This window comes from Achromobacter pestifer (genome assembly GCF_902859625.1).
In the GTDB taxonomy this organism is placed as follows: domain Bacteria; phylum Pseudomonadota; class Gammaproteobacteria; order Burkholderiales; family Burkholderiaceae_B; genus Achromobacter; species Achromobacter pestifer.
Map to the genome: position 1 here is coordinate 479,793 of NZ_CADIJX010000004.1, position 24,656 is coordinate 504,448.

The window sequence follows — 24,656 nt, forward strand, 5'->3', positions numbered from 1 at the left end:
TCAGGCTCCCGACTGATTGAAGACGGCGCCGTACTTGCGCTCGATGATCCGGTTGGCCGACAGCAGCACGATAACGGTGGCCAGCAACAACACCACCGCCAGTGCCGCGCCCAGCGGCCAGTTCAACGTATTCAGGAATTCGTCGTAAGCGGCCGTGGCGACGTTCTTCAGCCGGCGCCCGCCGATGATGGCCGGCGTGGCGAACGAGCTGGCGGCCATGGCGAACACCATGATCGCGCCCGACAGGATGCCCGGCATGACCTGCGGCACGATCACCCGGCGGATCACCGTGAATTGCGTGGCGCCCAGCGACAGCGCCGCGGCTTCCGTCGACGGATTGATCCGCTGCAACGACGCCCAGACAGAGATCACCATGAACGGCACCAACACATGCGTCAGCGCAATGGCCACGCCCAGGTTGCTGTACATCAGGTCCACGGGCGTTGAGATCAACCCGATACCCATCAGCGCCTTGTTGATCAGGCCGGTGGAACCAAACAGCAACGCCCAACCCAAGGTCCGCACCACCACCGAAATCAAGAGCGGGCCCAATACCACCATCAGGAACAGGCCCTTCCATGGATTGGCCATGCGCGACAACACATAGGCCTCGGCCGTGCCCAGCACCAGGCAGGCCAGCGTCACCGCGGCTGCCACGCCGAAGGTTCGCGCGTAGATCTCGTAGTAGTAGCCGTCAGTCAGGATCTCGATGTAGTTCTTCCACGTGAAGGTGGCCTGCATGCCACCGTAGAACTGGAAGTCGAAGAAACTAATCAGGAACACGAGCGCCATCGGCACCACCAGGAAGGTGGCATACACCATCAAGGCCGGCGCGCTCAACACCCAGGGATTGGCGCGCGCGCTCATGACGGGCGGCCTTGCGGCGCGGCGTCGGACGCGACTTCGCACATGTCCTGCGCACGCCAACGCAGATGCACGGCCTGGCCTTCGGCCGGTACCGGCACGCCGTCGTTCTGGCGGATCACCATGACTTCGCCGACCGACGTCTCTACCTGGCACAGCCAATGATTGCCCTGGAAGACGCGCGTCTTCATGCGGCCGGGCAGGGCACAGGCGGCGGGTTCGGAAAACAGGATCTTCTCGGGACGCACGATCACGGCGCCCAGCGGCACGGGTGCATCGCCCATCGAAATATGGGCCTCGCCAATGCGGGCACGTGTTTCGTTGTCGTACTGCTCGGCCTGCGGCGTGAATACGTTCGCCTTGCCCAGGAAGCCCCCCACAAAATGGCTGGCGGGGCCTTCATACGCCTGGAACGGCTCGGCCACCTGTTCCACACGGCCCTGGTTCATCACCACGATGCGGTCGGACAGCGCCAAGGCTTCCGACTGATCGTGCGTCACCAGGATGGTGGTGGTGCCGACCGTGCGTTGGATGCTGCGCAGCTCCAGCTGCATTTCCTCGCGCAGCTTGGCATCCAGGTTGGACAGCGGCTCATCCAGCAACAGGACGCTGGGCCGGATGACCAGCGCGCGCGCCAGCGCCACGCGCTGCTGCTGCCCGCCCGACATGCGCGCGGGATGGCGATCCGCCAAATGCGACAGGCCCACCAGCTTCAGCGCATCGGCCACGCGGGCTTGCCGTTCCTCTTTCTTGACCCGCTGCATCTCCAGGCCAAAGGACACGTTTTCGGCCGCGGTCATGTGCGGAAACAGCGCATAGTTCTGGAACACCATGCCCAGCCCCCGCTTGTTGGCAGGCACCTTGCTGACGTCCGTGCCGTTAAGCACGATGCTGCCGCCCGTGGGCTCGACAAAGCCGGCGATCATTTGCAGGGTGGTCGTCTTGCCGCAGCCGGACGGCCCCAACAATGAAATGAATTCGCCCTGGTTCACGGACAGGCTCAAATCCTGCACCGCGGTCGTATCGCCGTAGCGCTTGCACAGGCCGTTCAACACTAGATAGGTCATGAAATCTCCCGTGGGTGGCGCCCCGCGCCACCCCGTTTTCCGGCTACCCGCAGTGCGTCAACGTTCGATTTCCCGCGTCCAGCGCTTGTTCCAATCGTCGCGGTTCTGGTTGACCGTGTCCCAGTCGATCACGATCAGGTCCGCCGCGCGCTTGCCAATCGGCAGCGGCACGCGCGGATCGTCCGCGACCTTGGCCTTCTTGTTGACCGGGCCGTAGCCGTACGCGGACGCCAGTTTTTCCTGCACCTCCGGCGTGACCAGGTACTGCACGAAGGCCTGCGCCATGGGATTGGCATTGGCCTTGGCCACCGGGCATACGGACGACAGCAAGGCGTAGGCGCCTTCCTGCGGATAGACGAATCCCACCGGGAAGCCCGTGTCGGCGAACGCCTTGGCGCGCCCGCTGCCCCAGACCGAGATCACGGCCTGGCCGCTGGAGAACAGTTCGGTCATCTTCCCCGGTGACGGTTCATAGACCAGCACGTTCGGGCCGACCTCGTTCTTGAAGGTGGTGAAACCCGCATCGATCTTTTTCTCGCCGCCGCCGCCTTCGCGGGCGTACTCCACCAATGCGTGCAGCCCATAGGTGTTGTTCAGCGGCGGAACCACCAGCTGCTTCTTGTACTTGGGGTCCTTCAGATCCTTCCACGACGTGGGCGCGGCCCATTTCTTCTCGTCGAAGATCTTCTTGTTGTACATGATGCCCGTTGCCACGATGCCGATGGCCACGGCGCGGTCATCCTTGTAGCGCGCGGTGGAGTAGATATCGTCGGCGGGAAGGCCCGTGATCGGTGCGCAAAAGCCCAGCGCAATCGCCTGATACATGGGGCCGTCGTCAATGATGGCGACGTCGATCTGCTGATTGCTTTTCTGCGCCTGCAATCGTGCCACCGTGTTGGTGGAATTGCCCGCCACGTAATCCAGCTCGACGCCGTGCTGCTTGGCGAAGGGCGGGAAGATGTCCTTGCGCATGATGTCTTCAAACGAGCCGCCGTAGCCGGCGACCACCAGTTTCTGCGCTGCCGCATTGGCACTGAATCCAGCCGCCACCGTTGCTGCCACAAGCACTGCGAGTACCTTGCCCATGAAATCCCCCGTACAATTTGTCCGTACATGAATGTCCGGACAAATAATGAATCCCGCATGACTGCCTTGTCAATCGGTTATTGTCCGTACAAACCCCATATAACAATGCAAGGAGCCTCCCCATGACCCGATCCTCCGAGCGCGCGGCCGGCCCCGGCGGAGCACGGCAAGCGCGCGGCAAGCCTGAGTCTTCCGTGCCATCCGGCGAAACAAGCGGCCCCCGTTACAAGAGTATTTTTCAAACGCTTTCCCAGGACATCAGCTCTGGCCGCTATCCCGTCATGACGCTGTTGCCCACCGAGCATGAGCTTTGCGACCAGTTCAATGCCAGCCGCCACACCATCCGTGAAGCCATCCGGATGCTGACCGTGGCCGGCATGGTGTCGCGCCGTCCTGGCGTGGGCACGCGCGTGGAAACGGCACGCGCGGGCACTCGCTTCACGCAGCGCATCTCGCAATTCCCCGACCTGCTGCAATACGCCCGCAATGCGGCGTTGCTGGTCCAGGACGTGCGCACCATCAAGCTCACCAAGCGCCTGGCCGAAACACTGGGCTGCGAAGCCGGGCTGTCTTGGCGTCACATCAACTCGATCAAGACGCTGGATGACCAGGACACCGCCGCCGCCTGCACGCTGATCTACATGGACCCCGCGCATTCGGACGTCAGCGTCGAACTCAAGTCGCGCATCTCGCTGCTGCGCTTGATCGAAAGCCACTTTGGCGACCGCATCACCGAGGTCAACCAGGAGTTCTCGGCTACCCCCATCAATGCGACGATGGCCAAGCAACTCCAGGTTGAACCCAAGACGGCGGGCTTTGTCATCACGCGCCGCTACTACGGCGACGGCGGCGTGCTGCTGCTGGCCACCATCACCACCTTCCCGCACGACAAGATGAAGTACTCGATGACGCTCAACGTGCAATGACGGCGCGTTCGCCGTAAGCGGCGCGCGCCGCTTGCGCGCTGATCTTGCCGTCGGCAAGATCCCGCTCGATACGCGCCTGCTGCCGCTCGGCAGGTGCGCCGTAGCCGCCTCCGCCTGGCGTTTCAATGCGCACGCTGTCGCCCGGCGCCAACGCGATGTTGGCCGTCTTCGAGAACAGTTCTTCTGCCTGCGGCGTGCCGAAATTGCGGATCAGCCGCGCACGGCGCCCATCACCGCCACCGTCCACGCCCGACGCCACGCCCACCGTATGGCTGTCCGAGCGCGCAGAGAACACGATGCCGGGGCCGACCGCGCGAATCTGCTTGGCGATCGCCAAGCCGCCGCGCGTGCGGCCGACGCCACCCGAGTCCTGGATCATCGCGTATTCGTCCATCAGCAATGGATACTCGTTCTCCAGGGCCTCAACCGGTAGATTCGACGTGTTCGTCATATGGACATGCACCGCGTCCATGCCATCGGCATCAAAGCGCGCGCCCGCGCCGCCGCCCAGTGTTTCGAGATACACGAAGTGGCCGGCGCGTTCGCGCCAACGCCCAGAGAACACGATGGCCGGGCAGCAATCATTGCTGGACGCCATGGTCTTCTCTGGCGGCAACAAGCCGCGGAACGCGCCGAAGATCGCGCCTGCCACCTTCTGCGCGGTAATGGAGCGCGCGCCCACGGCAGCCGGGTGTTCAGGGTTGGTGATGGTCCCCACGGGCGCCGATAGCGTGATGGGGTCGAAGAGGCCCGCGTTGGGTGTCAGGTCCGGATCCAACATCGCTTTCACGGCGTAATAGACGCATGCCCGCAAAGCGTTGAACGGCAGGTTCATGGCACCGCGTGCCTGCTTGCCAGACCCGTCAAAATCAAAATGCAGGTTGTCGTGGCTGACAGTCAGGGTCACTTGAATCGGCACCGGGTCGCCGCCCATGCCATCGTCATCCAGGTCACTGCGGAAGGTGTAGCTGCCTTGCCGCAGTTCCGCGATGCGGTTCAACAGGCGCCGCCGCGTGTAGGCGATCACGTCGTCCACGGAGCGCAGCACGGCGTCCAGCCCCATCTGCCGGATCAGGCCTTGCACCGCAGCCGCGCCACGACGGTTGGTGGCCATCTGCACGCGCAAGTCCAGCACCCGTTCCTCCGGGTCGCGCGTATTGGCGCAGATCAGGCGCAACATGTCTTCATCCGTTTCGCCATGGCGCGCGATGCGGCACGCGGGAATGCGTATGCCTTCCTCGAAAATGGATTTCAAGCCGCCCGCGATCGACCCGGGCACCGCGCCGCCCACATCGGAATGGTGCGCAATGTTGGCCGCGAAGAAACGCAACACGCCGTCCCAGAAGACGGGCGTCACGATGTTGATGTCGGGCAGGTGACTGCCGTCCGCCAGGTAGGGATCATTGCAGATGAACACGTCCCCATCGCGGATGTCGTCCCGCTTGTAGGTGCGCAGAATGGCCCCCATCGCGCCATCCAGGGACCCCAGATGCAGCGGGATCTGCGTGCCTTGCGCCACCAGCCGGCCCGCTGCGTCGAACAGGGCCACCGAGCAGTCCTTGCGTTCTTTGATGTTGGTCGAGAACGATGCGCGCACCAGCGTGTTGTTCATGTCCTCGGTGATGGACAGCAGGCGGTTGCAGAACACCTCCATGCCGATGGGATCGGCCAGCACCGCGCCGGCTTCGGGATTGTTGGGCTTAGTCATTCAAGCCTCCTTGCAAACGGATGATCAGGTTGCCGTACTCGTCCACGCTAGCGTGCTGGCCCACGCCCACGACGGTGGTCGAACTCATTTCCTCAAGCAGGGCGGGGCCGGTGAAACGCGCACCGGTCGGTACGCGGTCGCGGTCGTAGACAGGCGTTTCCAGCCAGCCATGCACGGCCCCGAAATAGGCGTTGCGCTGCCCCAGCCGCGCGTCTTCCAGCACGCCCCCTATATGGCGTGGCGCAAGCGGCGCTTTCACCACCTGGCCCACGGCCTGCATGCGGCAATTGATGATCTGCACCTTGCGGTCGTCCACCGTGTAGCCATATTCGCGTTCATGCGCCGCTGCGAAGCGGCGCGCGAACTCGGCGTATCCGCCCGCGCCTCCATCGTCCAGGCTCACCTGGACCTCAAAGTTCTGGCCTTCGTAGCGGGCGTCGATGGCGCTGTGGCAAACCCGCAGCGCCGGGTCCACGCGCTCTTGCGTCAACCAGCTTTCGGCCTGATCGCGCAACCCGTCGAAGATGGCCGAGATCGCAGGCCACGTCTCTTCCGCAGCCAGCGAGATTTCGCTTTGCACGAAGTCAAACGAGATGTCGCTGAGCAGAATGCCGCGCGCGCACATGGTGCCCGGCTCCTGTGGCACGATCACCACCGGAATGCCGCATTCCTCGGCGACTTCCACCGCGTGCAGCGGCCCCGCACCGCCGTAGGCGTAGAGCGCGAAGCAAGACAGGTCGTAGCCCCGTTCGGTGGACACCGCGCGGATGGCGCGGCTCATGTTGGCGGCAGCGATGCGCAGAATGCCTTCGGCGGCGGCTTCCAGCCCCAGGCCCAACGGCTGCGCCACGCTTTCTTCGATGACCCGCCGCGCCGCCTGCGCGTGGACTGGCATGCGGCCATTCAGCAACGCCACCGGGTTCAAGCGCTGCAACGTAATCTCGGCGTCGGTGATCGTGGGCTCCTGGCCGCCACGGCCGTAACCCACCGGCCCCGGCACCGCGCCCGCGCTGTGCGGGCCGACCTTCAGCGCGCCCGCATCATCCAGCCAGGCGATGCTGCCGCCTCCCGCGCCGATCACATGGATGTCGACCATTGGCGTCTTGACGGGATAGCCCGCGACGTGACGATGCGAGGTGAACAGCGGACGGCCATCGCAAACCAGCGACACGTCCGTGCTGGTGCCTCCCACATCAAACGTCACAAGGTTCAGGCTGCCAATGGCGCGCCCCACCGCCGCCGCGCCGACCACACCCGCCGCCGGCCCGGACAGGCACGTCCGCACCGGGTACTGGCGCACGGTGGCAATGGACATCAGGCCGCCGTTGGAATGGATGGTGTGCGGTTCATGCCCGATGTCCAGTTCGCGCACCCGCTGCAAAAAGCGTTCCAGATAGCGCGCCATCTTCGGTCCCACCGCCGCGTTCAACACCGTGGTGGACAAGCGTTCATACTCGCGGAATTCGGGCAACACGTCGGATGACTGGCTGATGTAGACGCCCGGCATGGCCTCGGCGACGATCCGCGCGGCGCGGCGCTCGTGCTCCGGGTTGCGATAGGCGTGCAGAAAGCAGATCGTCACGGCCTCGATGCCCGCCTCGGCGAACTGACGCGCGGCGGCCAGCACCTGCGCCTCGTCCAGCGGCGTCAACACATCGCCCGTCGCATTGACGCGCTCGTCGACTTCCACGCGAAACTCTCGCGGCACGGCCACCGGCGGCTTGCCTACGGCGTAGTCGTACAGATGGGGACGGGTCTGGCGTCCGATCTCCAGCACATCGCGAAAGCCGCGCGTGGTGATCAAACCGACGCGCGCGCCCTTGCGTTCAATGATGAGGTTGGTGGCCACCGTGGTGCCATGGCCCACATGCGACACCTGCGAAGGCGTCACGCCGTGATCCCCAAGCATCTGGCCGATGCCCGTGGCGATGGCCTCGGAAGGATCGTGCGGCGTGGAGGGCACCTTGTGAAAGTGCACCACGCCCGCGTCCTCATCGATCATCGTGAAATCGGTGAACGTGCCTCCGACGTCTATCCCTATGCGATACATATCGTTCGTTCCAAAAAAGTCTTGCCAGGCCGTCCGCGCGAACCTTGCGGCAACAGAAATCCCTTGCGCCGCGCGTGCCGGCGAGTCTGATGCCGCACGGAACGAGTCTTCCGCCGGCGCGCGTGGCGAAAGGGGGTCAGTCCAGATGAATGTCGGCTTGCTTCACCACCTGGCACCATTTGCTGATTTCATCCTTGATCATCGTCCCGAACGCCGGCCCCGCCACATCCGACACCTGCGCGCCTTGCTGCTCCAGATACGTCTTCATGGAGGGCGTGTGCAAGGTCTGCACCAGACCATCGGTCAGCTTTTGCCGCAGGGGTTCCGGCATGTTGGCGGGCGCCAGCATGCCGAACCAGACCATGGCCTCATAGCCCGGGTAGCCGGACTCCGCGACCGTGGGCACGTTGGGCAACATGGGCGAACGCTGCGGCGACGTCACCGCCAGCGCCTTGATCTTGCCGTCCTTGATATAGGGGTAGGACGTCATCACGACGTCCATCATCATGTTGATCTGGCCGCCCACCAGGTCGATCAGCGCCGGACCCGAGCCGCGATAAGGCACATGCACCATGGATACGCCAGCGGTCGTCTTGAAGAGCTCGGCCGCCAGATGGTTGGACGTGCCCTGGCCATTGGAAGCAAATGAGTACTTCTCAGGCTCCTTCTTCAGCAGCGCGACGAACTCCTGCAACGTATTGGCAGGCACCGACTGGTTCACCGACATCACGTTGGGAATCGTCGCCACCACCGTCAGCGGCGTGAAGTCCTTGACGGCGTCATAGGGCAGTTTTGAATACACGCAGGGCGCGCTGCCATGCGTGCTGACCGAGCCCATCAGGATGGTGTAGCCGTCGGCCGGCTGGCGGGCCACGTATTCGGTGCCTACCGTGCCTCCCGCGCCCGGGCGGTTTTCAACAATGACGTTGGCGGACAGGCGCTGGCCCAGACCTTCCGCGATCTTGCGAGCGATCAGGTCCGTTGACCCGCCTGCGGCAAACGGCACCACAATGCGAATCACCTTATCCGGCCAGGCGGCGCCAGCGGTTCCGGCGGCGGCAAATAACGCGACCCCGGCGGCAATGCGACAGCAACTGCGTATCAGCCCTTGGTTCATGGCTTGGTTTCCCCTTGTTGATAGAACTTCCTTGTGGCTGGATCATGCGTGTCCAACCTTGGTTCGCTGCAACAACAGGGTCATCCTAGGCTTCTGGCTTCAATGACAGCAGCCCTACAGGTTTATATTTGTATAAATGCCATTTATAGGTTGGCGGCCGTGAAGAATCCGGATCTGAATCTGCTTCTGCATTTCGACGCTTTGATGGCCTGCCGCAATGTGTCGCGGGCAGCGGAAGCGATGAATATCAGCCAGCCTGCGATGAGCGCGGCGATGAACCGGCTGCGTCAGCTGTTCGGTGATCCGTTGCTGGTGCGCGAGGGCGGCGCCTGGCAGCCGACGTTGCGGGCGATGGAGCTGCATCAGAATTTCAAGCCGCTGCTGGAAAGCTGGCATCGCGCCACGCGCACCCGCGAGGCCTTCGACCCGGCGCATTCATCGCGCACGCTGTCGTTCTACGCCACCGACTATGTGCAGTTCACGCTGCTGCCAAAGCTGATACCGCGGCTGGCCGTGGATGCGCCGCATTTTCAGTTGCAGATCGTGCCCGCTCGTCCTCAGCATGGCTTGAGCATGCTGGACACGAATCACGTGGAATTGATTGCAGGCTACTTCCCGGATCCAGCGCCGGATCTGCGCACGCGCTTCCTGTATCAAGAACCCGCCGTCTGCATCGTGCGCGAAGGCCACCCCTGTCTGCGCAAGCGCTGGAACCTGGATGCCTATCTGCGTTATGGCCACCTGGATCTGGCCGCGCACACGCGCTATTTCAGCACCGCGATCGACCGCATCCTGATGGGGCACAATCGCAGCCGCAAGATCGTGGCCACCTTGTCCAGCTATCTGGTGTGCCCGTTCATCGTGGAGGGCTCGGACCTGATCGCGACCATGCCGGTCAGCATCGCGAAGGCCATGGCGGGCAGCGCGCGCATCGTGACGCTGAAGGTGCCGCTGACCCTGCCGCCCATTGCCGTATCGCTGTACTGGCATGAACGCTATCAGGATGACCCCGCGCACGCCTGGCTGCGGCAATACCTGGCCGGCGTGCTGGGGTAGGCGAGGGCCAGCCCGCCTATTTCAGGGGCAGGCAGATGCGGGTCTGCAATTGCGCGGGCGGCGTCGTGCGGGGGTCATTCACGTATTGCTCGAACATGGGGAAGTCGGCCGGCACCATGCCGCTGGCGGGCAACCATTCCGAGAACATCCATTGGTAAGGCTTGGACATCTCGTTGTAGGGGCCGGTGTAGGTCAGGATGGCGCATCGGCCGGCGGGGATGTCGAAGCGCTCCAGTTCGCCGCCCAACGCCGCATCAGGCGCAACCGGCATGCCGGCAAGCGAACGCAGCTGGCTTTCCGGCACTTGCTCCGGATCATCGAAGTACACGCCAAAGCCGATGGTCTCGGGGCTGGCGAGCCCCTGGCCGGTGGCCAGCATGAAGGCTCGGGTGAAAGCGGATCCGATCTCCTGATAGCTGCCGCGATGCGCAAGCGCGGCCAGCGTGACGCCGGGGAAGTGTTCGATGGCGATGGGGTACATGGCAAGCTCCTTGGGGTCTGGGGGTTGGGAGCGCGCTGCCCGGTACCGGCCCGGCGGAATGCCGAAGACGGCGCCAAACGCCCGGTTGAACGCCGCGTCGGATTCGTAGCCGGCACGTTGCGCAACGTCCCTCAAGGGCGCCTGCGATCCTGCCAACGCCACAGCCGCGCGATGCATGCGGATGCGCTGGACCGTGGCGTTGACCGTTTCCCCCATCATCGCGCGGTAGACGCGGTGGAAATGGTAGGGGGACAGGCACGCCAGGTCCGCCAACTGATGCAGATCGGGGTCGGCGTCAGGATATGCAGCCAGCCAGCGCAGGACGGGGTCCAGGCGTTGAATGTAGAGGGATTTTGTTTCGGGCTTCATGCTTGCTCCTTGGAGGGCAATGTAGCTTTCTCGGATTTGCAGATTTTGCGGTTTTTCTGGCTGGGTTGTTTGGTTTTTCTTGACGCACGGCATCGCGGCGGCCAGGGGGGTGCGAACACGTATCCCCGTAGGATGGGTGAAGCGCGCACGGCTCTATTTGTTTCGACACGGCCGAACGCGCGCAACCCATCATCTCCGCAAGATCAATACCCCCGCAACGGATCGTAGATATTCGGCAAGGCCTCGCCGCGCTCGTTCGCCTCGATCAACAACGACGTATGCCGGGCACGTTCCCGGCGATCCGGAATCGCGGCGCAATGTGGCGTGATGATGATGCCGGGATGCGACCAAAGTGGAGACTCCGGCGGCAACGGCTCTTTTTCAAATACATCCAGCACGGCCTGGTGCAGATGGCCGCTGTCCAGCGCATCCAGCACATCTTGCGTGACCATGTGCGAGCCCCGGCCGGCGTTGATCAGGCAGGCGCCCTTGGGCAATTGCGACAAGGTGGCGGTGTTGAGAATTCCGCGAGTGGCGTCTGTTGCGGGCAGCAGACAGACGAGCAGGTCGGTGTTGGACAGGAACTCACCGAACTGCTCGGCGCCGGCATAGGACGGCATGCCGTCCAACGTGCTGGCGCCGCGTGACCAGCCGCTGACGGGAAAGCCAACGCGCGACAGCAACTGGGCCGAGGCCACGCCCAGATGCCCCAGGCCCATGATGCCAACGCGCATGTCGGCGGCCACGCGCAGGGAGTCGAAGATCTCCCAATGGCCACGCGCCTGGTTATCCACAACCCGCTTGATGTCGCGGGTCAGCATCAGCGCGGAGGTCAGCACGAATTCGGCCATTTCGGTCTGCGTGCGGGCCGTGACCATGCGGGCGATGGACAGGTGGCGCGGCAACTGCGGGTCGGCCAGGATGTGGTCGACCCCGGCGCCCGCGCTGATGATGAGTTTCAGGTTGGGGAAGGTGGCCAGCCGGCCGGCATCGGGCGCCCAGACCAGAGCGTAATCCACGGTGGCCGGGTCGATCTCTTCATGCCAGCCCACCACATCCAGCTCGGGTGCGAACGCGCGGAACTGCGCGCGCCACGCCTCGATCGCCGACGGGCCGCCGGAATTGATGATGAGCCGCATGCTGGTTCTTCCCTGTGTGCGGGCGGATACGCCCAAGTTGTGTCATACGGTGCGCGCCCGCAGCTTATCCACAGGCGCGCACCACACGATCTTATCAACGTTCGACGGTGCGGTTCCAGCGCGCATTGAATGCAGGGCGCGCCGTGTTGATCTGATCCCAGTCCAGGATCTTGGCGTTCTGCATGTAACCCTGGAAGCGCGTCAGCGCTTCCGTGTTGTCGGCCGCCGCCTGCACCTTTTTGTTGGACGGGAAATGGCCCCCCATTTCCAGCGCCTTGGCCTGCGCGCTGGCCGACAACAGGTACAGCGCCAGCTTCTGCGACAGTTCCGGTTCGCTGTTCTTGGCGATGACGCATTCGCCCACCATCAAGATCACCGACCCTTCCTTGGGTTGTGCGTATTCCACTGGAATGTCACGCTTCTTCAGGCGGGCAATCGCGGTAGGTGTCAGCGGGAAGATGGCGGCTTCGTTGGACTGGATCATTTCGGCCAGCTTGGCCGAGTTGGGGATGTACTCCAGCACGTTGGGGCCAATGGTCGTGGGCCACTTCTTGAAGCCCGGCTCGTAGTTCTGATCGTCACCGCCCTGGATGCGGTTGAACATCAGGAAGCCGTGCAGACCGAAGGTGCTGCCGGACGCGGACTGGAACACGACGTGGCCCTTGTACTTCGGATCCGCCAGGTCCATCCACGACGTCGGCGGCGCCCAGCCCTTGTCGGCGAACATCTTGGTGTTGTAGCCCAGGCCCGTCATGCCGATGTCGATGCCGGCTGCCATGCGGTCTTTCATCACGGCGGTGGGGTATAGCTCTTTCAGCACGGGATCGTCGTTCAGCTGTTCGCACAAGCCCATCGAAATCGCACGCGCCATGATGCCGTCGTCCAGGAACATGACGTGCATCTGCGGCTTGTCCTTGTACGCTTGCGCCTTGGCCAGCACATCGGTCGAGGTGCCTGGCACCACGACGATCTTCACGTTGTTGGCTTTTTCAAAATCGGGGAACACGTACTGCGTGAACGCGCGCTCCATGTCGCCGCCGTTCATGCCGACGTACAAGGTCTTCTGCTGCGCCATGGCGCCCGTGGACAGCAACGTCATCATCGCCGCGCCCAGCAGCCACTTCCCCTTGCTCAGGCGCGATGCGCCCTGTTTCTTATCCATCATGGTGACTCCAGCGTTTGCTCACGAACACTCTCAGGCAGAGCCACGGCGCCGTGAGCGGCGGCCGTGTACCGTTCAATGCGAAAGGCATCGATAGGAATGGGGGATTGGCCGTTGACGACCAGTTCGGACAGCACCTCGCCCACGGCGGGGCCGATCTGAAAGCCCGCGCCAGACAAGCCAAAGGCATGGAATAGGCCTGGCACCGTGCTGCTGGGCCCCAGCACGGGGTTGTGGTCGGGCATATTGCCTTCCACGCCCGTCCAGAAGCGAATGACCTGCGCCCCGCGCAGCACGGGCAATAACGTGGTGGCGTTGGCCATCAGCGCGCTCAGGTTGGCACGACCCGGCCGCGCGAAATCCGGGTCGGTCGACACACCGCGTCCGCCGCCGATCACGCAGTTGCCACGCGATACCTGGCGGGCATAAATGCCGCCGCCTTGAATGCCCAGGCTGACCGTCATGAACACGGGTAGCGGTTCGGTCACCATCATCAAGGGATGAATCGACGTCTCGGGCACGGCTTCGCCAAAACCTTCCGCGAACCGCCCCGCCCACGCGCCTGCGCAATTAAGCAGGTAACGCGACCGTACTTCCAGCCCGTTGTCCGCGCGCAGGACGAAGCGCGAGCCGTCGTATTCGGCGGACGTCACGCGCACGCCTTCGCGCACGTCGGCACCCAGCGCGCTGGCGGCGCGCCCAAAGGCGGGCGACACCAGCCGTGGATTGGCGTGGCCGTCTTCGGGGCAGAACGAAGCGCCGGCCACATCCTGGCCCAGCCAACCGAAGCGCTTGGCCAGCGTACGGCGGTCCAGCATGTCCAGATGCATGCCGAAGCCGCGCGTGCGTTCGCGATACGCCTCAAGCAGCGCCATGTCCGCCTCGGATGCCGCCAGCTTCAAGTGGCCCGAGCGCACGTATTCACCGTCGATGCCGATCAATTCCGGCAACCGCCCCCACAATTCATGCGCCCGCCGCGCCAGGGGCATCTGCTCCAGCCCACGGCCCTGGCGGCGCACGCCGCCATAGTTCACGCCGCTGGCACGGGCGCCGCACAGCGCGGCCTCCAACACCACCACCGGCACGCCCTGGCGTCGCAGAAACAAGGCTGCGCTGCCGCCGACGATACCGCCCCCGATGATGGCGACCTCGGTGTCGATGCGCTGCGTCATGCCGATTCCTTTTCCCGCCGATCCAGGCACACGACACGCACGGGCACCGGCTTGACCGGAGGCTGGTTGCGCAAGCGTCCGACTTCCGCTGGCGACCGGCCACACGCATGCGCGAGCACTTCGGCCGTGGCCGCGCCACACATGCGGCCCTGGCAGCGTCCCATGCCTACGCGGGTCAGCGCCTTCAGGCGGTTCATCTCTTGCGCCGCCGTCTCCCTGACCGCCTGGCGCACCGTGCCTGCCGTGACTTCCTCGCAACGGCAGATGACGGTGTCGTCATCGATGCTGGTTGCCCAATCCTCCGGAAACGGGAAGGCGCGCTCCAGCGTGGCGCGCACGCGGCCGTTGGCGGCCAGGCGCGTTTCCAGCAGGCGGGCACGCGCCGCATCGTGGGGATGCTGCGCATCTTCCAGCAAGGCCAGGGCGGCGCGTTCCCCCGCCAGTTCGGCCGCATCCGCGCCACCAATCGCGGCGCCGTCGCCCGCCACGTAGACGCCCAGCACGCTACTGCGCCCGGCGGCATCGCGTCGAGGCGTCCAATTACGGTCGCGGACATTGAATTCAAATTCGCAGCCGACAAGACTGGCCAGCTGGGTTTCCGACCGCAAGGCCAGCCCATAGCCCAACGCATCGCAATCGATGGTGTGCGTGCGCCGGCCCTGGCGGAAGGTCAACCCCGTCACGCGGTCCTTGCCCTGCACGGCCACGGGCCGCACACCGCTGTGCAACGGCACGCCATGCGCACGCAGCCAGGCCATGTAGTACAGGCCCTTGGCCAGCAAGCCGGGCGCGCGCAACATGCCCGGCAGCGCCGCCAACCGATCCGCCACGCGCGATGTGTCCAACACCGCCGCAACGTCCGCGCCGGCCTTGGCATACTGATAGGCCACCAGATACAGCAGTGGGCCGGTGCCCATGAAGGCCACGCGCGAACCGATCGCGCAGCCCTGGTACTTCAACGCCACCTGCGATCCGCCCAGCGTGTAGACGCCAGGCGTCAGCCAGCCAGGAAAGGGCAGGACGCGATCCGTCGCCCCCGTGGCCAGAATCAGATGCGTATATGGCACGGTCGTGCTGATGCCATCCTGAAGCACGTCCAGCGCCTTGCCCTCGGCGTTCCACACCAGGCTGCCTGGGCGGTAATCCACCTGTGGCAGCAAGGCGTCCATGGAACGGTGCACGGCGTCGGCCTTCCGATGCTCGGTGCCGTACAGCGTCGACTTCGAGCGTTGAAATCCCGGTGGCGGCTGGCGGTAGATTTGGCCACCCGGGCGTTGCGCCTCGTCCAGGATCACCGGCCGCAATCCTTGCGCGGCCAGCGCCTGGGCCGCGCGCACGCCGGCGGGCCCAGCGCCGACAATGACAGGCAGCACCATGCTCATGCGGCGTCATCCTCCGGCCAGGCCACGGCCGCCAGCGTGCCCGGCACGGTCACGGGAACAAGCGGCGTGCTTTGCAAGCACATGCCGGATTCGATGAATGTCGAACAAGCGCGCACGCGAGAACCGTCCTCCAGCTGCATCCAGCAGTCCTGGCAGGCACCCATCATGCAGAAGCCCGCGCGCGGGCCGCCGCCAAATTCAGAATGGCGCAGGCGGTCGGCCTGCGTCAGCACGGCCGTCAGCACAGTGTCGCCGGCCAGCGCCGTACAGGCTTGCCCGTCCAGCGTGAACGGCACCTCGGGACGGCCCTTTTCGGCCAGGCGTTTCAGTATTGCCATGATGCCGGCGCCTCTCTCTTCGCCTTTGGCAGTGCGTTCATTTCTGGCCTACCAGCACGCGGTCCAGGCCATACACGCGATCCAGCAGCAGCATGGTGACGGCGGTCAAGCCAATGACCAGCGCGGAAACGGCCGCCATCATCGGGTCGATGGATTCGGTGGCGTACATGTACATGCGCACGGGCAACGTGATGGTCGACGGCGCGGTGATGAACACCGACATCGTCAGCTCATCGAAACTGTTGATGAAGGCCAGCAGCCATCCGCCCGACACACCCGGAATGATCAACGGCAGCGTTACCTGGAAGAACACCGTGGCACGGCTGGCTCCCAGCGACAGGGCAGCGTGCTCGATGGAGCGGTCAAAGCCGACCAGCGCGCCGATCACCAGCCGCATCACGTAAGGCGTGATGACGACGACGTGCGCGGCGACCAGCCACGAAAAGCTGCCCGCCATGCCCATCAATGCGAAGAAGCGCAGCAGCGCCACCCCCAGCACCAGATGCGGGATCATCAGCGGCGACAGGAACAAACCGTTCAGCACGTCGCGCCCCGGAAAGCGGTAGCGCGTGATGGCGATCGCCGCCGGCACCGCCAGGCACACGGCGATGGTGGCCGACAGAAAGGCCAGCCACAGACTGTTCTGGAACGCCTGCATGAAGTTGGGATGATCGAACACCGCCTGGAACCAGCGCAGCGAAAAGCGCGTGGTCGGCACGGTAAGCGTCGTGTCCGGGGTGAACGCCACCAGGCACACGATGACCAGCGGCGCCAGCACGAACGCCACCACCAGAAAGTTGAACGCCAGCGCGAGGGGACCGTTTTTCTGCATATCGATTCCTTTGCGGCTCAGCCCAGGCTGCGGCGGTAAGAACGTTCCACGACGCGGTTGTACGCCATCATGATGATCACGTTGACCACCAGCAGCACGATCGCGATGGCGGCGCCCAGCGGCCAGTTCAGCTCGGTCAGGAACTCGTCATACACCACGGTCGCCACCATCTTCAAGCGGCGCCCGCCCAACAGCGCGGGAATGGCGAAGGAACTGGCCGACAGGCCGAACACGATCAAGCTGCCCGAAAGAATGCCCGGCATCGCCTGCGGCAACACAATGCGGGTCAGCGTCTGAAAGCGCGATGCGTTCAATGACAGCGCGGCGTGCTCAACGGTAGGGTCCAGCTTTTGCAGGGACGTCCAGACCGGGATCACCATGAACGGCAGCATCACATGGACCAGGCCAATGATGACGGCGGTGGGCGTGTACAGCAGCGGCCCCAACCCCAAGGCCGCGGCGGCTCGGCCGATGGCGCCACCGGGGCCCAGCAGCATGCTCCAGCCGAAGGCGCGCACGACAAGCGAGATCAAGAGCGGCGACAACACCACCAACAAAAAGATCGAGCGCCACGGCTTGCCCATGCGAGACAGGATGTAGGCCTCGGGTGCGCCGATCAGCACGCAGATCAGCGTGGTGACACCGGCAATCCAGAACGTGCGCCAGAAGATCTCCAGGAAATAGCCATCCGTGACCACCGCCAGATAATGCTCATAGGTATGGCCAGGCAGAATCCCCGCGCCGTAGTCGAACGGACGAAACGACAGCACAAAAGTCAGTGCCAGCGGCGTCAACACCAGCGTCAGGAAGACGATGGCCAGCGGCAGCGAACCCAGGATGGCCAGCAGGCCATCATTGCGTGGCTTGGGACCGACGGCATTGCCCGATTGCGTCAGCGTTGCCATGTCAGGCCTCTTCCTGCACCGGGGCCCGCAGCACGCGCAACACGCCCTCGGCCCAGTCCAGGCCGATCGCCTCGCCATCGTCATGCGGGCGGCGGCCGTCGTTCGGTGTCAGCACGGTCAGTGCGCCCACCGGGGAATCCAGGTCGTACATCCATTGGCTGCCCAGGAAATAGCGCGTGCTGACCACACAGGACAACTTGCCCTGGCCCGCAGGCACCGGCACCAGCTTTTCGGGGCGCAGCGACAGCTGCACGCTGTCGCCGTGACGCAGGCCTTCGCCGTCGACCATGACGCGCAGCGCGCCGGTTTCAATTTCGGCTTGCGCGCCGCAGCGCGTGACACGGCCCGGCAGCAAGTTGGTCTTGCCCACGAAGCGCGAGATGAATTCGCTTTGCGGGTGTTCGTACATGCGGAATGGCGCATCGACTTGCGTGGCGCGGCCGTCCTGCATGACCACGACGCGGTCGCTGATGGACAAGGCTTCCGCCTGGTCATGGGTAACCATCACCGTCGTCGTGCCGATCTTCTTCTGAATGCTGCGCAATTCAAACTGCATGTCTTCGCGCAGCTTGGCATCCAGGTTGGACAAGGGTTCGTCCAGTAGCAGCACGGGCGGACGGATGACCAGCGCACGCGCCAGCGCCACACGTTGCCGCTGGCCCCCGGACAGCTCGCGCGGATAGCGATCGGCGTGCTTGTCCAGCTTTACCAGCGCCAACGCTTCGCGCACCCGTTCCTGGCGTTCCGCGCGGTCCACCTTGCGCATCTTCAGGCCGAAGGCCACGTTGTCCGTCACGGTCAGGTGCGGAAACAGCGCATAGCTCTGGAACACGATTCCCAAGCCGCGCGTGTTCGGCTTGGCATGCGTGATGTCACGTCCGTCCAGTGTGATGGAACCCCGAGTCACGTCGGCAAAACCCGCAATCATCTGCAAGGTGGTGGTCTTGCCGCAACCGGACGGGCCCAGCAGCGAGACGAACTCGCCCTGTTCGACCGCCAAGGTCAGATCGGACACGACGCGCAGGTCGCCGTAGTTCTTGGAGACGTTGTCCAGCCGCAGAAATGACATATTCCAAACCCCGTAGCCCGTGGCAGGCCTTGTGCCACCCGACGGCCGGTTTCCCGGGGCGCTGGCGACTTATTTGATGGGGCAGTCTAGGTTTGGCCAAAACCTGGGGTCAATTAGGGTTTTCCGAAGAATCGAATTTTTTAGTTATTAATTCCATTCAGCTGAATTTACTGATAAAAATATGGTCAGTAATTTTGATTATCGGAACCAGAGAATGAAGAAATCAGAAGCAACCGAGGATTCCAGCGGCCAGGGCGTGTTGCAACGGGCCTTTGCCGTGCTGCGCGTGCTGGCGGATGCCAAGGGCGAAAAACTGCGCCTGACCGATATCGCCGCCCGCACGGGCCAGGCGCAGGCCACGGTGCACCGGGTGCTGCAAGGGCTGATGCAAGAGGGCGTGGTGGAGCAGCCGGCGCAAAGCAAGGGCTACCAGCTAAGCGTGGCGTTCTTCTCGTTGGCGGCAGCGGCCGGCACCCACCAGTCCAGCCTGCGCTCGCTGTACCGGCCGGCCATGCTGCGCCTGTCAGGCATGCTGAACGACACGATCTTCCTGTTGGTGCGCAGCGGCTTTGACGCGGTCTGCGTCGACCGTGTGGATGGCGCTTTCCCGGTGCGTTCGCACACGGGCGATATCGGTGGCCGCGTGCCGCTGGGCATGGGCCAGGGCGGCCTGGTCCTGCTGGCCAGCCTGCCGGAGGCCGAACGCGAAGAGGTCATCCGCTTCAACATTCCGCGGCTGCACCATCTGGGGTTCGTGGACGAAATCTCAATGCGCGTGCGCATCCGGGAATGCCTGGAACTTCAATACGCGCGCAGCCAGGGGCAGGGCGTGTTCCCGAATATCGCGGGGCTGGCAGTGCCCGTCTACGATCCCAATGGCATGACGGTCGCAGCGCTTAGCGTGGCCGCCCCCATTGAACGCATCAATGATGAACGCCTGCCATTGATCGTTGAGATGCTGCGCCGCGAAGCCGACGCCATCGGCGCGCAAATCAACCCCTTCGACCCCGCGCTACGCCGCCCCAGCCAATACCTGGGCCCAGGCAACAACACGTAGGATGGGTGTAGCGCGAAGACCTGCCCAAAAACACCGAAGCAGGTCGCGCGCAACCCATCAGGCGACGTTTGCAAACTTACGTGGGATACGTCCCCGACAGCAAGATGCTGCGGTCGCCAGGTTCAATATTGCGGCGGCCGCACAGCGCCATCGTCGTATCCATTTCCTTGTACAGCAGCTCCAGCACACGGGTCACGCCTGCCTGGCCGTAAGCGCCCAAGCCATACAGGAAGGCGCGGCCGATCATCGTGCCGCGCGCACCCAGCGCAACGGCCTTCAGGATGTCCTGGCCCGAACGGATGCCGCCGTCCATCCACACTTCGATCTGCGAACCCACGGCATCGGCAATCGACGGCAAGGCCGCGATCGACGACATGGCGCCGTCCAGCTGGCGTCCGCCATGGTTGCTGACGATCAGCGCATCCGCGCCGCTATTGGCCGCAAGCTGCGCGTCTTCGGCATCCAGGATGCCCTTGATGATGAGCTTGCCGCCCCAGCGCTGCTTGATCCATTCCACGTCGTCCCAGCTCAGGCGCGGGTCGAACTGTTCCGCCGTCCATGCCGACAGTGAAGACAGGTCGCTGACGCCCTTGGCGTGGCCCACGATGTTGCCGAAGGTGCGGCGCTTGGTGCCCAGCATGCCCATGCACCAGCGCGGCTTGGTCGCCAGGTTGATCAGGTTGCGCAGCGTGGGCTTGGGCGGCGTCGACAGGCCGTTCTTGATGTCCTTGTGGCGCTGGCCCAGGATCTGCAAGTCCAGCGTCAGCACCAGCGCGGTGCAGCCGGCGGCCTTCGCACGGTCGATCAGGTTGGCCACGAATTCGCGGTCGCGCATCACGTAGAGCTGGAACCAGAACGGCTTCTTGGTGGCTTCGGCCACATCTTCCAGCGAGCAGATGCTCATCGTGGACAGGGTGAACGGCACGCCGAAGTCTGCCGCCGCCTTGGCCGCCAGGATCTCTCCGTCCGCATGTTGCATGCCGGTCAGGCCAGTGGGCGAAATCGCCAGCGGCATCACGACGTCATGGCCCACCATGGTGGTGCGCAATGACCGGCCTTCCATGTTCACTGCCACGCGCTGGCGCAGCTTGATCTTCTGGAAATCGCTTTCATTGGCGCGGTACGTGCCTTCGGTCCAGGCGCCGGAATCGGCGTAGTCGTAGAACATGCGCGGCACGCGCTTTTGCGCAATGGCGCGCAGATCTTCGATGCAGGTGATCGTAGAAAGGTTAGCGGTCATGGGTGGTCTGAGGAGTGATAGAGGTGCGCCAGCTGCGATTCGTATTTTTAGAGTCTGGAGCCACCAGCTGCGGGCGGCTTTGCCACTGCGCAGGGGCGATAACGCCCTGCGGCGGCGACCAGTATACGCGCCGAGGCCGGCAAGCGTTGCTTGCCGGCCTCGTTCGCCCCCCTCGGACCGGAGCTCTGCGGCCCCTGTCCACCCAAGCTATCGCGGCCAGACCTTGCTGACCGCACGGATCGTCGCCCACGCCACCCAGCGTGGGCTGGTCAGCCGCGCGCCCGGCAGGCGGCGCATCACATCCACGGCCAATCCCCCTCGCTTGTGCCATTGCTTCTTGCGCGTCTGGCTGTCGGTCCAGCGGCCCTCCAGCCATGGGAATTCGCGCCGTCCCGGCTTGTACACGGGTGGCGTGTTGTAGATCAGGATGTAGGCCAGCCGCGGCGAAGGCGACGTGTTGGGGCCGGTGAAGTGCAGCGTGCGGGCGTCGTGCACGGTGATGCCGCCCGGGTCCAGCGGTTCCGGCACGGCCTGGTCGCGCGCAAAATCGCCGCAGCATTCCAGCGGATGCAGACTCTTGTCGCCCCCCGGCGAACGGTGCTCCAGCACATCCCATTGATTCGAGCCCGGGATGAACTGCATGCACCCGTTTTCAATCGTCGCCGGCTGCAACGCCAGCCAGATGCTCAGTTCGTTGTAGACGAAGTCGGGCGACCGGAAGGCCTCGTCCTGATGCCACGGCGTCTCGGGACCGTGCGGGCCGGGCTTGAGCAGCGCATGTTCGCCATACAAGGCGGCATCCTCGCCCAGCAGTTGCCGTGCCAGGTCCAGCGTGCGTTCGTGATACGCCGTCTTCAGCAGACCAGGGGCATAATGGCGCGGATCGTGCAGGCTGGGAAACTTGGCCGGCTTGGACGGATCGTCCCGGCTCACGAAGTCGTACTGCGCCCCCTCGTTGTACCCGGTCTTGTTCGCGAACAGGTCCAGCAGCGTTCGGCGGATGTACCCAACCTCGTCTTGCGGGCACATGTCCTTCAGGGCCAGGTACCCCTGATCCCTGTAGCGCGCTGTCTCTGCTTCCGACAACAAACTGGTCTCTTCCATAATGGCTTCTCCAAGCTCTGGTAGCGGGTGTTCCCGTTGGCACGTTTTGACATGAGCTCTAACGTATCGCTTCGCGGCCTACCGGGCCTATAGACCATCTGCCGTAGTCATAACCGCCTACCTCATTCCCTCTGGCGGCGCATCATCCGAAGGAAAATTGCCATGCAACACCCTCAATCCAACAGCCCTGTCGAAACCGTCCTCGTCACCGTGACCGGCACGGTGCAAGGCGTGGGGTACCGCCACGCCACCGTGCGCCGTGCTCACATGCTGGGCGTCACGGGCTGGGTACAGAACCTGCTGGACGGCACGGTGGAAGCCCTGGTGCAGGGCACGCCCGACCAGGTGGATCACATGCTGGAATGGTTGCGCCGCGGGCCGCCGGGCGCTTCAGTGCAGGAAATCACGACGCGCCGGGAGTACACCGACAAGCGTTACATTCGTTTCGAGCAGGTGTAGGCGGACGGCGCCGCCATCGGCGCGATGGCGTAGTCCGATCGGTCGAGGGGCGGATCGGAGGATTACCGGGTACGCATCCAACGCCCACCGGCCTGATTGATGATCAGGCCGGCCAACACGCAGGCCGCCCCCAGCCATTGCAACGGTTGCAGGCGTTCGTCAAAGGCCATGGACGCCGCCCACAGGCCCACGACGGGCACCAACAGCGAGAACGGGGCGATCTTGGCCGCCGGATGGCGCGTCAGCAACTGCGTCCACAAGGTATAGGCCACCAGCGTTGCCAGGACCGCCAGGTACAGCACCGACAGCGCCTCGCCCCAGCCGATGCCCGTCACCATGCCCACCACCGGTTCCCAGCCATCGATCAGCACGGCGAGCAACAGGAATGGCAACACCGGCGCCGCGCTGCTCCAGGCGATGAAGGCAAAGGGGTCGTACCCGGGAGATTTTCGGCTGGCCAGCCGGACGATCATGTTGGATACCGCCCACATGAACGCCCCGCCCAGCGTCAACGCGAAACCCAGCATCGTCATCTGGCCCGGGCCTTCGCCTCGGCCGGCGGCAATCACCGCCAGCCCGGCCGCAGCCACGCCCAACCCGATCCAATGATGGCGGCGCGCGCGTTCGCCCAGCACTGGCGCGGCCAGCAGCAAGGTGAAGAATGCCTGGGTCTGGATGACCAGCGAGGCCATGCCTGCCGGCATTCCGAACTTCAACGCGGTGAACAACAGGCCAAATTGGCCCAGCCCCTGCACCAGCCCGTAGGCTGCGATCCAATGCCACGGCAGCTGTGGCCGGCGCACGAAAAGAATCAGGGGGAAGGCTGCCAGCGCAAATCGCAACGCGCCAAGCATCATGGGGGACAAGCCCCGCATGCCGACCTTCATGACAACAAAATTCAGGCCCCAGATGACCACAACCGCCAATGCGCAGAAATAGTCTTTTCGGGTAAGGTGGGTCGTGGACATGCTGCATTATCGCATCGCCCACGCCCATTCGCCGGGCAATCTCAGCGCTTGTTGAGCACCTTTTCAAAGGCATTGACAGCGACGTCGATGTCCTCGTCATCGATGTGCCGATGGGTCACGCAGCGCAGGCGCGTGCGGCCCCATGGCCGGGTCAGCAAGCCTTCCGCCTGTAGCGCGGTGACCCATTCGGCATTCGTCATGCCGGTGCCCGCCGTTTCCACCTGAACGATGTTGGTCTGCGGCACGGTGGCCGACAGCGCAGGCGCCAGGCGGTTGATGCCGTCGCTGAGCCGACGCGCGCGGACGTGGTCCTCGACCAGCCGGCCGGTCATCGATTGCACGCCTTCCAAGCCAGCGGCCGCCATGATGCCGGACTGGCGCTGCGTGCCGCCCAACATGCGGCGCAAGGTGCGCGAGCGGGACATGACCGCCTTGCTGCCCGCCAGCACGGCGCCCACAGGCGCGCTCAAACCTTTGGACAGGCACAACGACACGGTGTCGGCGTATTGCGTGATCTCGGTCGCCGGCACGTCCAGCGCCACGGCCGCGTTGAACAGGCGCGCGCCATCCAGGTGGACGGGAATGCCGGCAGCATTGGCCATGCCGTACACCGCCTGCATGTGGTCCAGCGGCAGGACCGCGCCGCCGGCGTTGTTGTGCGATGTCTCCATCGCCACCAGCGACGTCTTCAACCGGTGTCCCCCGGACAACAGCGCGTCATCCAGCCGGTTCAGGTCCATCGCGCCTTCCGTGCCGGAAACGCCTTGGTAGAACAGGCCGGTAAAGGTCGCGGCGCCGCGCTCCGACGTGTACATGTGGGCGGACGACTCCAGCACCACCTGCTCGTTGCGCTGCGTTTGCGCCAGCACCGCCAGCAGGTTGGCCATGGTGCAGCTGGGCACGAACAGCCCGGCTTCCTTGCCCAGACGGGCCGCCACATGCGCTTCCAGCGCTCGCACCGACGGATCACCGTCCAGGCCGTCATCGCCGATCGGCGCCGTGCGCATGCGCTCGTACATCGCAGCGGTGGGGTGGGTAACCGTATCGCTGCGCAGGTCGACAGGGGTCATGGGCGTGTCGGCGGGGGTGCGCTGAGTCATGGATT

General features: G+C 64.4%; 23 protein-coding genes. 4 read left to right on the top strand and 19 right to left on the bottom strand.

Annotated elements, in window-relative coordinates; translation table 11 throughout:
• The 3 genes from HV753_RS18000 to HV753_RS18010 are packed head-to-tail and all read right to left on the bottom strand — an operon-like array spanning position 1 to position 3,017.
• On the bottom strand, positions 1-867 hold the full coding sequence (locus HV753_RS18000; protein WP_175175936.1) for an ABC transporter permease: 867 nt from the start codon (positions 865-867) through the stop codon (positions 1-3).
• Complete coding sequence (locus HV753_RS18005; RefSeq protein WP_175175938.1) at positions 864-1,931, bottom strand: ABC transporter ATP-binding protein; 1,068 nt, start codon at positions 1,929-1,931, stop codon at positions 864-866. Before HV753_RS18005 ends, HV753_RS18000 begins: the two co-directional genes overlap by 4 nt.
• A 57-nt stretch (positions 1,932-1,988) precedes the next feature.
• Positions 1,989-3,017: an ABC transporter substrate-binding protein gene (locus HV753_RS18010; RefSeq protein ID WP_175175940.1), complete on the bottom strand. Its 1,029-nt coding sequence runs from the start codon at positions 3,015-3,017 to the stop codon at positions 1,989-1,991.
• A gap of 122 nt (positions 3,018-3,139) precedes the next feature.
• Between HV753_RS18010 and HV753_RS18015 the strand changes: the two genes are divergently transcribed.
• Positions 3,140-3,943 carry a GntR family transcriptional regulator gene (locus tag HV753_RS18015; protein WP_175175942.1) on the top strand — a complete coding sequence of 268 codons (804 nt, stop codon included), beginning with the start codon at positions 3,140-3,142 and terminating at the stop codon, positions 3,941-3,943.
• On the opposite strand, the gene HV753_RS18020 is transcribed toward HV753_RS18015, so the two are convergent.
• From HV753_RS18020 to HV753_RS18030, 3 genes are all read right to left on the bottom strand, one after another.
• The gene (locus HV753_RS18020) at positions 3,930-5,651 is read right to left on the bottom strand and encodes a hydantoinase B/oxoprolinase family protein (protein ID WP_175175943.1); all 1,722 of its coding nucleotides are present in this window, start codon (positions 5,649-5,651) and stop codon (positions 3,930-3,932) included. The two genes, HV753_RS18015 and HV753_RS18020, sit on opposite strands and share 14 nt — an antisense overlap.
• The gene (locus HV753_RS18025; protein ID WP_175175945.1) at positions 5,644-7,701 is read right to left on the bottom strand and encodes a hydantoinase/oxoprolinase family protein; all 2,058 of its coding nucleotides are present in this window, start codon (positions 7,699-7,701) and stop codon (positions 5,644-5,646) included. The genes HV753_RS18020 and HV753_RS18025 overlap by 8 nt, the downstream gene beginning before the upstream one ends.
• A gap of 136 nt (positions 7,702-7,837) precedes the next feature.
• On the bottom strand, positions 7,838-8,818 hold the full coding sequence (locus tag HV753_RS18030) for a Bug family tripartite tricarboxylate transporter substrate binding protein (protein ID WP_175175947.1): 981 nt from the start codon (positions 8,816-8,818) through the stop codon (positions 7,838-7,840).
• Between the two features lie 159 nt (positions 8,819-8,977).
• Between HV753_RS18030 and HV753_RS18035 the strand changes: the two genes are divergently transcribed.
• Positions 8,978-9,874: a LysR family transcriptional regulator gene (locus tag HV753_RS18035; protein ID WP_246288308.1), complete on the top strand. Its 897-nt coding sequence runs from the start codon at positions 8,978-8,980 to the stop codon at positions 9,872-9,874.
• Between the two features lie 16 nt (positions 9,875-9,890).
• Here HV753_RS18035 and HV753_RS18040 read toward each other — a convergent pair whose 3' ends face one another.
• From HV753_RS18040 to HV753_RS18080, 9 genes are all read right to left on the bottom strand, one after another.
• Positions 9,891-10,724, bottom strand: a complete 834-nt coding sequence (locus HV753_RS18040; RefSeq protein ID WP_175175950.1) for an AraC family transcriptional regulator — start codon at positions 10,722-10,724, stop codon at positions 9,891-9,893.
• Positions 10,725-10,927: 203 nt separating this feature from the next.
• Positions 10,928-11,863, bottom strand: coding sequence for a 2-hydroxyacid dehydrogenase (locus HV753_RS18045; RefSeq protein ID WP_175175951.1), 936 nt, complete (start codon positions 11,861-11,863; stop codon positions 10,928-10,930).
• Positions 11,864-11,957: 94 nt separating this feature from the next.
• Entirely contained in the window at positions 11,958-13,028 is a 1,071-nt protein-coding gene (locus HV753_RS18050; protein ID WP_175175953.1) for an ABC transporter substrate-binding protein, read from the bottom strand.
• Positions 13,025-14,197 (bottom strand): NAD(P)/FAD-dependent oxidoreductase, encoded by a 1,173-nt coding sequence (locus HV753_RS18055; RefSeq protein WP_175175955.1) that lies wholly within the window; start codon positions 14,195-14,197, stop codon positions 13,025-13,027. Before HV753_RS18055 ends, HV753_RS18050 begins: the two co-directional genes overlap by 4 nt.
• Positions 14,194-15,579: an FAD/NAD(P)-dependent oxidoreductase gene (locus tag HV753_RS18060; protein WP_175175957.1), complete on the bottom strand. Its 1,386-nt coding sequence runs from the start codon at positions 15,577-15,579 to the stop codon at positions 14,194-14,196. The genes HV753_RS18055 and HV753_RS18060 overlap by 4 nt, the downstream gene beginning before the upstream one ends.
• Positions 15,576-15,917, bottom strand: coding sequence for a (2Fe-2S)-binding protein (locus HV753_RS18065; RefSeq protein WP_175175958.1), 342 nt, complete (start codon positions 15,915-15,917; stop codon positions 15,576-15,578). The genes HV753_RS18060 and HV753_RS18065 overlap by 4 nt, the downstream gene beginning before the upstream one ends.
• A 37-nt stretch (positions 15,918-15,954) precedes the next feature.
• Complete coding sequence (locus tag HV753_RS18070) at positions 15,955-16,749, bottom strand: ABC transporter permease (RefSeq protein ID WP_175175960.1); 795 nt, start codon at positions 16,747-16,749, stop codon at positions 15,955-15,957.
• A gap of 17 nt (positions 16,750-16,766) precedes the next feature.
• A complete protein-coding gene (locus tag HV753_RS18075) occupies positions 16,767-17,654 on the bottom strand; it encodes an ABC transporter permease (protein ID WP_175175962.1) in 888 nt (295 codons plus the stop codon).
• A gap of 1 nt (position 17,655) precedes the next feature.
• On the bottom strand, positions 17,656-18,723 hold the full coding sequence (locus tag HV753_RS18080; protein ID WP_175175964.1) for an ABC transporter ATP-binding protein: 1,068 nt from the start codon (positions 18,721-18,723) through the stop codon (positions 17,656-17,658).
• Between the two features lie 214 nt (positions 18,724-18,937).
• Between HV753_RS18080 and HV753_RS18085 the strand changes: the two genes are divergently transcribed.
• Entirely contained in the window at positions 18,938-19,780 is an 843-nt protein-coding gene (locus HV753_RS18085) for an IclR family transcriptional regulator (RefSeq protein WP_175175966.1), read from the top strand.
• A gap of 76 nt (positions 19,781-19,856) precedes the next feature.
• Here HV753_RS18085 and HV753_RS18090 read toward each other — a convergent pair whose 3' ends face one another.
• Together HV753_RS18090 and HV753_RS18095 are read right to left on the bottom strand one after the other, a co-directional pair.
• The gene (locus tag HV753_RS18090) at positions 19,857-21,020 is read right to left on the bottom strand and encodes an alpha-hydroxy acid oxidase (protein WP_175175968.1); all 1,164 of its coding nucleotides are present in this window, start codon (positions 21,018-21,020) and stop codon (positions 19,857-19,859) included.
• A 207-nt stretch (positions 21,021-21,227) separates the two neighbouring features.
• Positions 21,228-22,124 (bottom strand): phytanoyl-CoA dioxygenase family protein, encoded by an 897-nt coding sequence (locus HV753_RS18095; protein ID WP_175175970.1) that lies wholly within the window; start codon positions 22,122-22,124, stop codon positions 21,228-21,230.
• A gap of 162 nt (positions 22,125-22,286) precedes the next feature.
• On the opposite strand from HV753_RS18095, the gene HV753_RS18100 reads away from it, so the two are divergent.
• A complete protein-coding gene (locus HV753_RS18100; RefSeq protein WP_175175972.1) occupies positions 22,287-22,583 on the top strand; it encodes an acylphosphatase in 297 nt (98 codons plus the stop codon).
• A gap of 62 nt (positions 22,584-22,645) precedes the next feature.
• Here the strand turns inward: HV753_RS18100 and HV753_RS18105 are convergent, their stop codons facing one another.
• Complete coding sequence (locus tag HV753_RS18105) at positions 22,646-23,551, bottom strand: EamA family transporter (protein WP_175175974.1); 906 nt, start codon at positions 23,549-23,551, stop codon at positions 22,646-22,648.
• Positions 23,552-23,592: 41 nt separating this feature from the next.
• Entirely contained in the window at positions 23,593-24,651 is a 1,059-nt protein-coding gene (locus HV753_RS18110) for a threonine aldolase family protein (RefSeq protein ID WP_175175976.1), read from the bottom strand.
• Positions 24,652-24,656: the final 5 nt, after the last annotated feature.

Excerpts from the sequence above, each read along its gene's own strand:
- HV753_RS18010 (WP_175175940.1), bottom strand. The coding sequence starts at position 3,017 with ATGGGCAAGGTACTCGCAGTGCTTGTGGCAGCAACGGTGGCGGCTGGA.
- HV753_RS18005 (WP_175175938.1), bottom strand. The coding sequence starts at position 1,931 with ATGACCTATCTAGTGTTGAACGGCCTGTGCAAGCGCTACGGCGATACG.
- HV753_RS18060 (WP_175175957.1), bottom strand. The coding sequence starts at position 15,579 with ATGAGCATGGTGCTGCCTGTCATTGTCGGCGCTGGGCCCGCCGGCGTG.
- HV753_RS18085 (WP_175175966.1), top strand. The coding sequence starts at position 18,938 with ATGAAGAAATCAGAAGCAACCGAGGATTCCAGCGGCCAGGGCGTGTTG.
- HV753_RS18100 (WP_175175972.1), top strand. The coding sequence starts at position 22,287 with ATGCAACACCCTCAATCCAACAGCCCTGTCGAAACCGTCCTCGTCACC.
- HV753_RS18055 (WP_175175955.1), bottom strand. The coding sequence starts at position 14,197 with ATGACGCAGCGCATCGACACCGAGGTCGCCATCATCGGGGGCGGTATC.
- HV753_RS18080 (WP_175175964.1), bottom strand. The coding sequence starts at position 18,723 with ATGTCATTTCTGCGGCTGGACAACGTCTCCAAGAACTACGGCGACCTG.
- HV753_RS18040 (WP_175175950.1), bottom strand. The coding sequence starts at position 10,724 with ATGAAGCCCGAAACAAAATCCCTCTACATTCAACGCCTGGACCCCGTC.
- HV753_RS18020 (WP_175175943.1), bottom strand. The coding sequence starts at position 5,651 with ATGACTAAGCCCAACAATCCCGAAGCCGGCGCGGTGCTGGCCGATCCC.
- HV753_RS18000 (WP_175175936.1), bottom strand. The coding sequence starts at position 867 with ATGAGCGCGCGCGCCAATCCCTGGGTGTTGAGCGCGCCGGCCTTGATG.
- HV753_RS18050 (WP_175175953.1), bottom strand. The coding sequence starts at position 13,028 with ATGATGGATAAGAAACAGGGCGCATCGCGCCTGAGCAAGGGGAAGTGG.
- HV753_RS18110 (WP_175175976.1), bottom strand. The coding sequence starts at position 24,651 with ATGACTCAGCGCACCCCCGCCGACACGCCCATGACCCCTGTCGACCTG.
- HV753_RS18075 (WP_175175962.1), bottom strand. The coding sequence starts at position 17,654 with ATGGCAACGCTGACGCAATCGGGCAATGCCGTCGGTCCCAAGCCACGC.
- HV753_RS18065 (WP_175175958.1), bottom strand. The coding sequence starts at position 15,917 with ATGGCAATACTGAAACGCCTGGCCGAAAAGGGCCGTCCCGAGGTGCCG.
- HV753_RS18095 (WP_175175970.1), bottom strand. The coding sequence starts at position 22,124 with ATGGAAGAGACCAGTTTGTTGTCGGAAGCAGAGACAGCGCGCTACAGG.
- HV753_RS18105 (WP_175175974.1), bottom strand. The coding sequence starts at position 23,551 with ATGTCCACGACCCACCTTACCCGAAAAGACTATTTCTGCGCATTGGCG.
- HV753_RS18015 (WP_175175942.1), top strand. The coding sequence starts at position 3,140 with ATGACCCGATCCTCCGAGCGCGCGGCCGGCCCCGGCGGAGCACGGCAA.
- HV753_RS18030 (WP_175175947.1), bottom strand. The coding sequence starts at position 8,818 with ATGAACCAAGGGCTGATACGCAGTTGCTGTCGCATTGCCGCCGGGGTC.
- HV753_RS18025 (WP_175175945.1), bottom strand. The coding sequence starts at position 7,701 with ATGTATCGCATAGGGATAGACGTCGGAGGCACGTTCACCGATTTCACG.
- HV753_RS18090 (WP_175175968.1), bottom strand. The coding sequence starts at position 21,020 with ATGACCGCTAACCTTTCTACGATCACCTGCATCGAAGATCTGCGCGCC.
- HV753_RS18045 (WP_175175951.1), bottom strand. The coding sequence starts at position 11,863 with ATGCGGCTCATCATCAATTCCGGCGGCCCGTCGGCGATCGAGGCGTGG.
- HV753_RS18070 (WP_175175960.1), bottom strand. The coding sequence starts at position 16,749 with ATGCAGAAAAACGGTCCCCTCGCGCTGGCGTTCAACTTTCTGGTGGTG.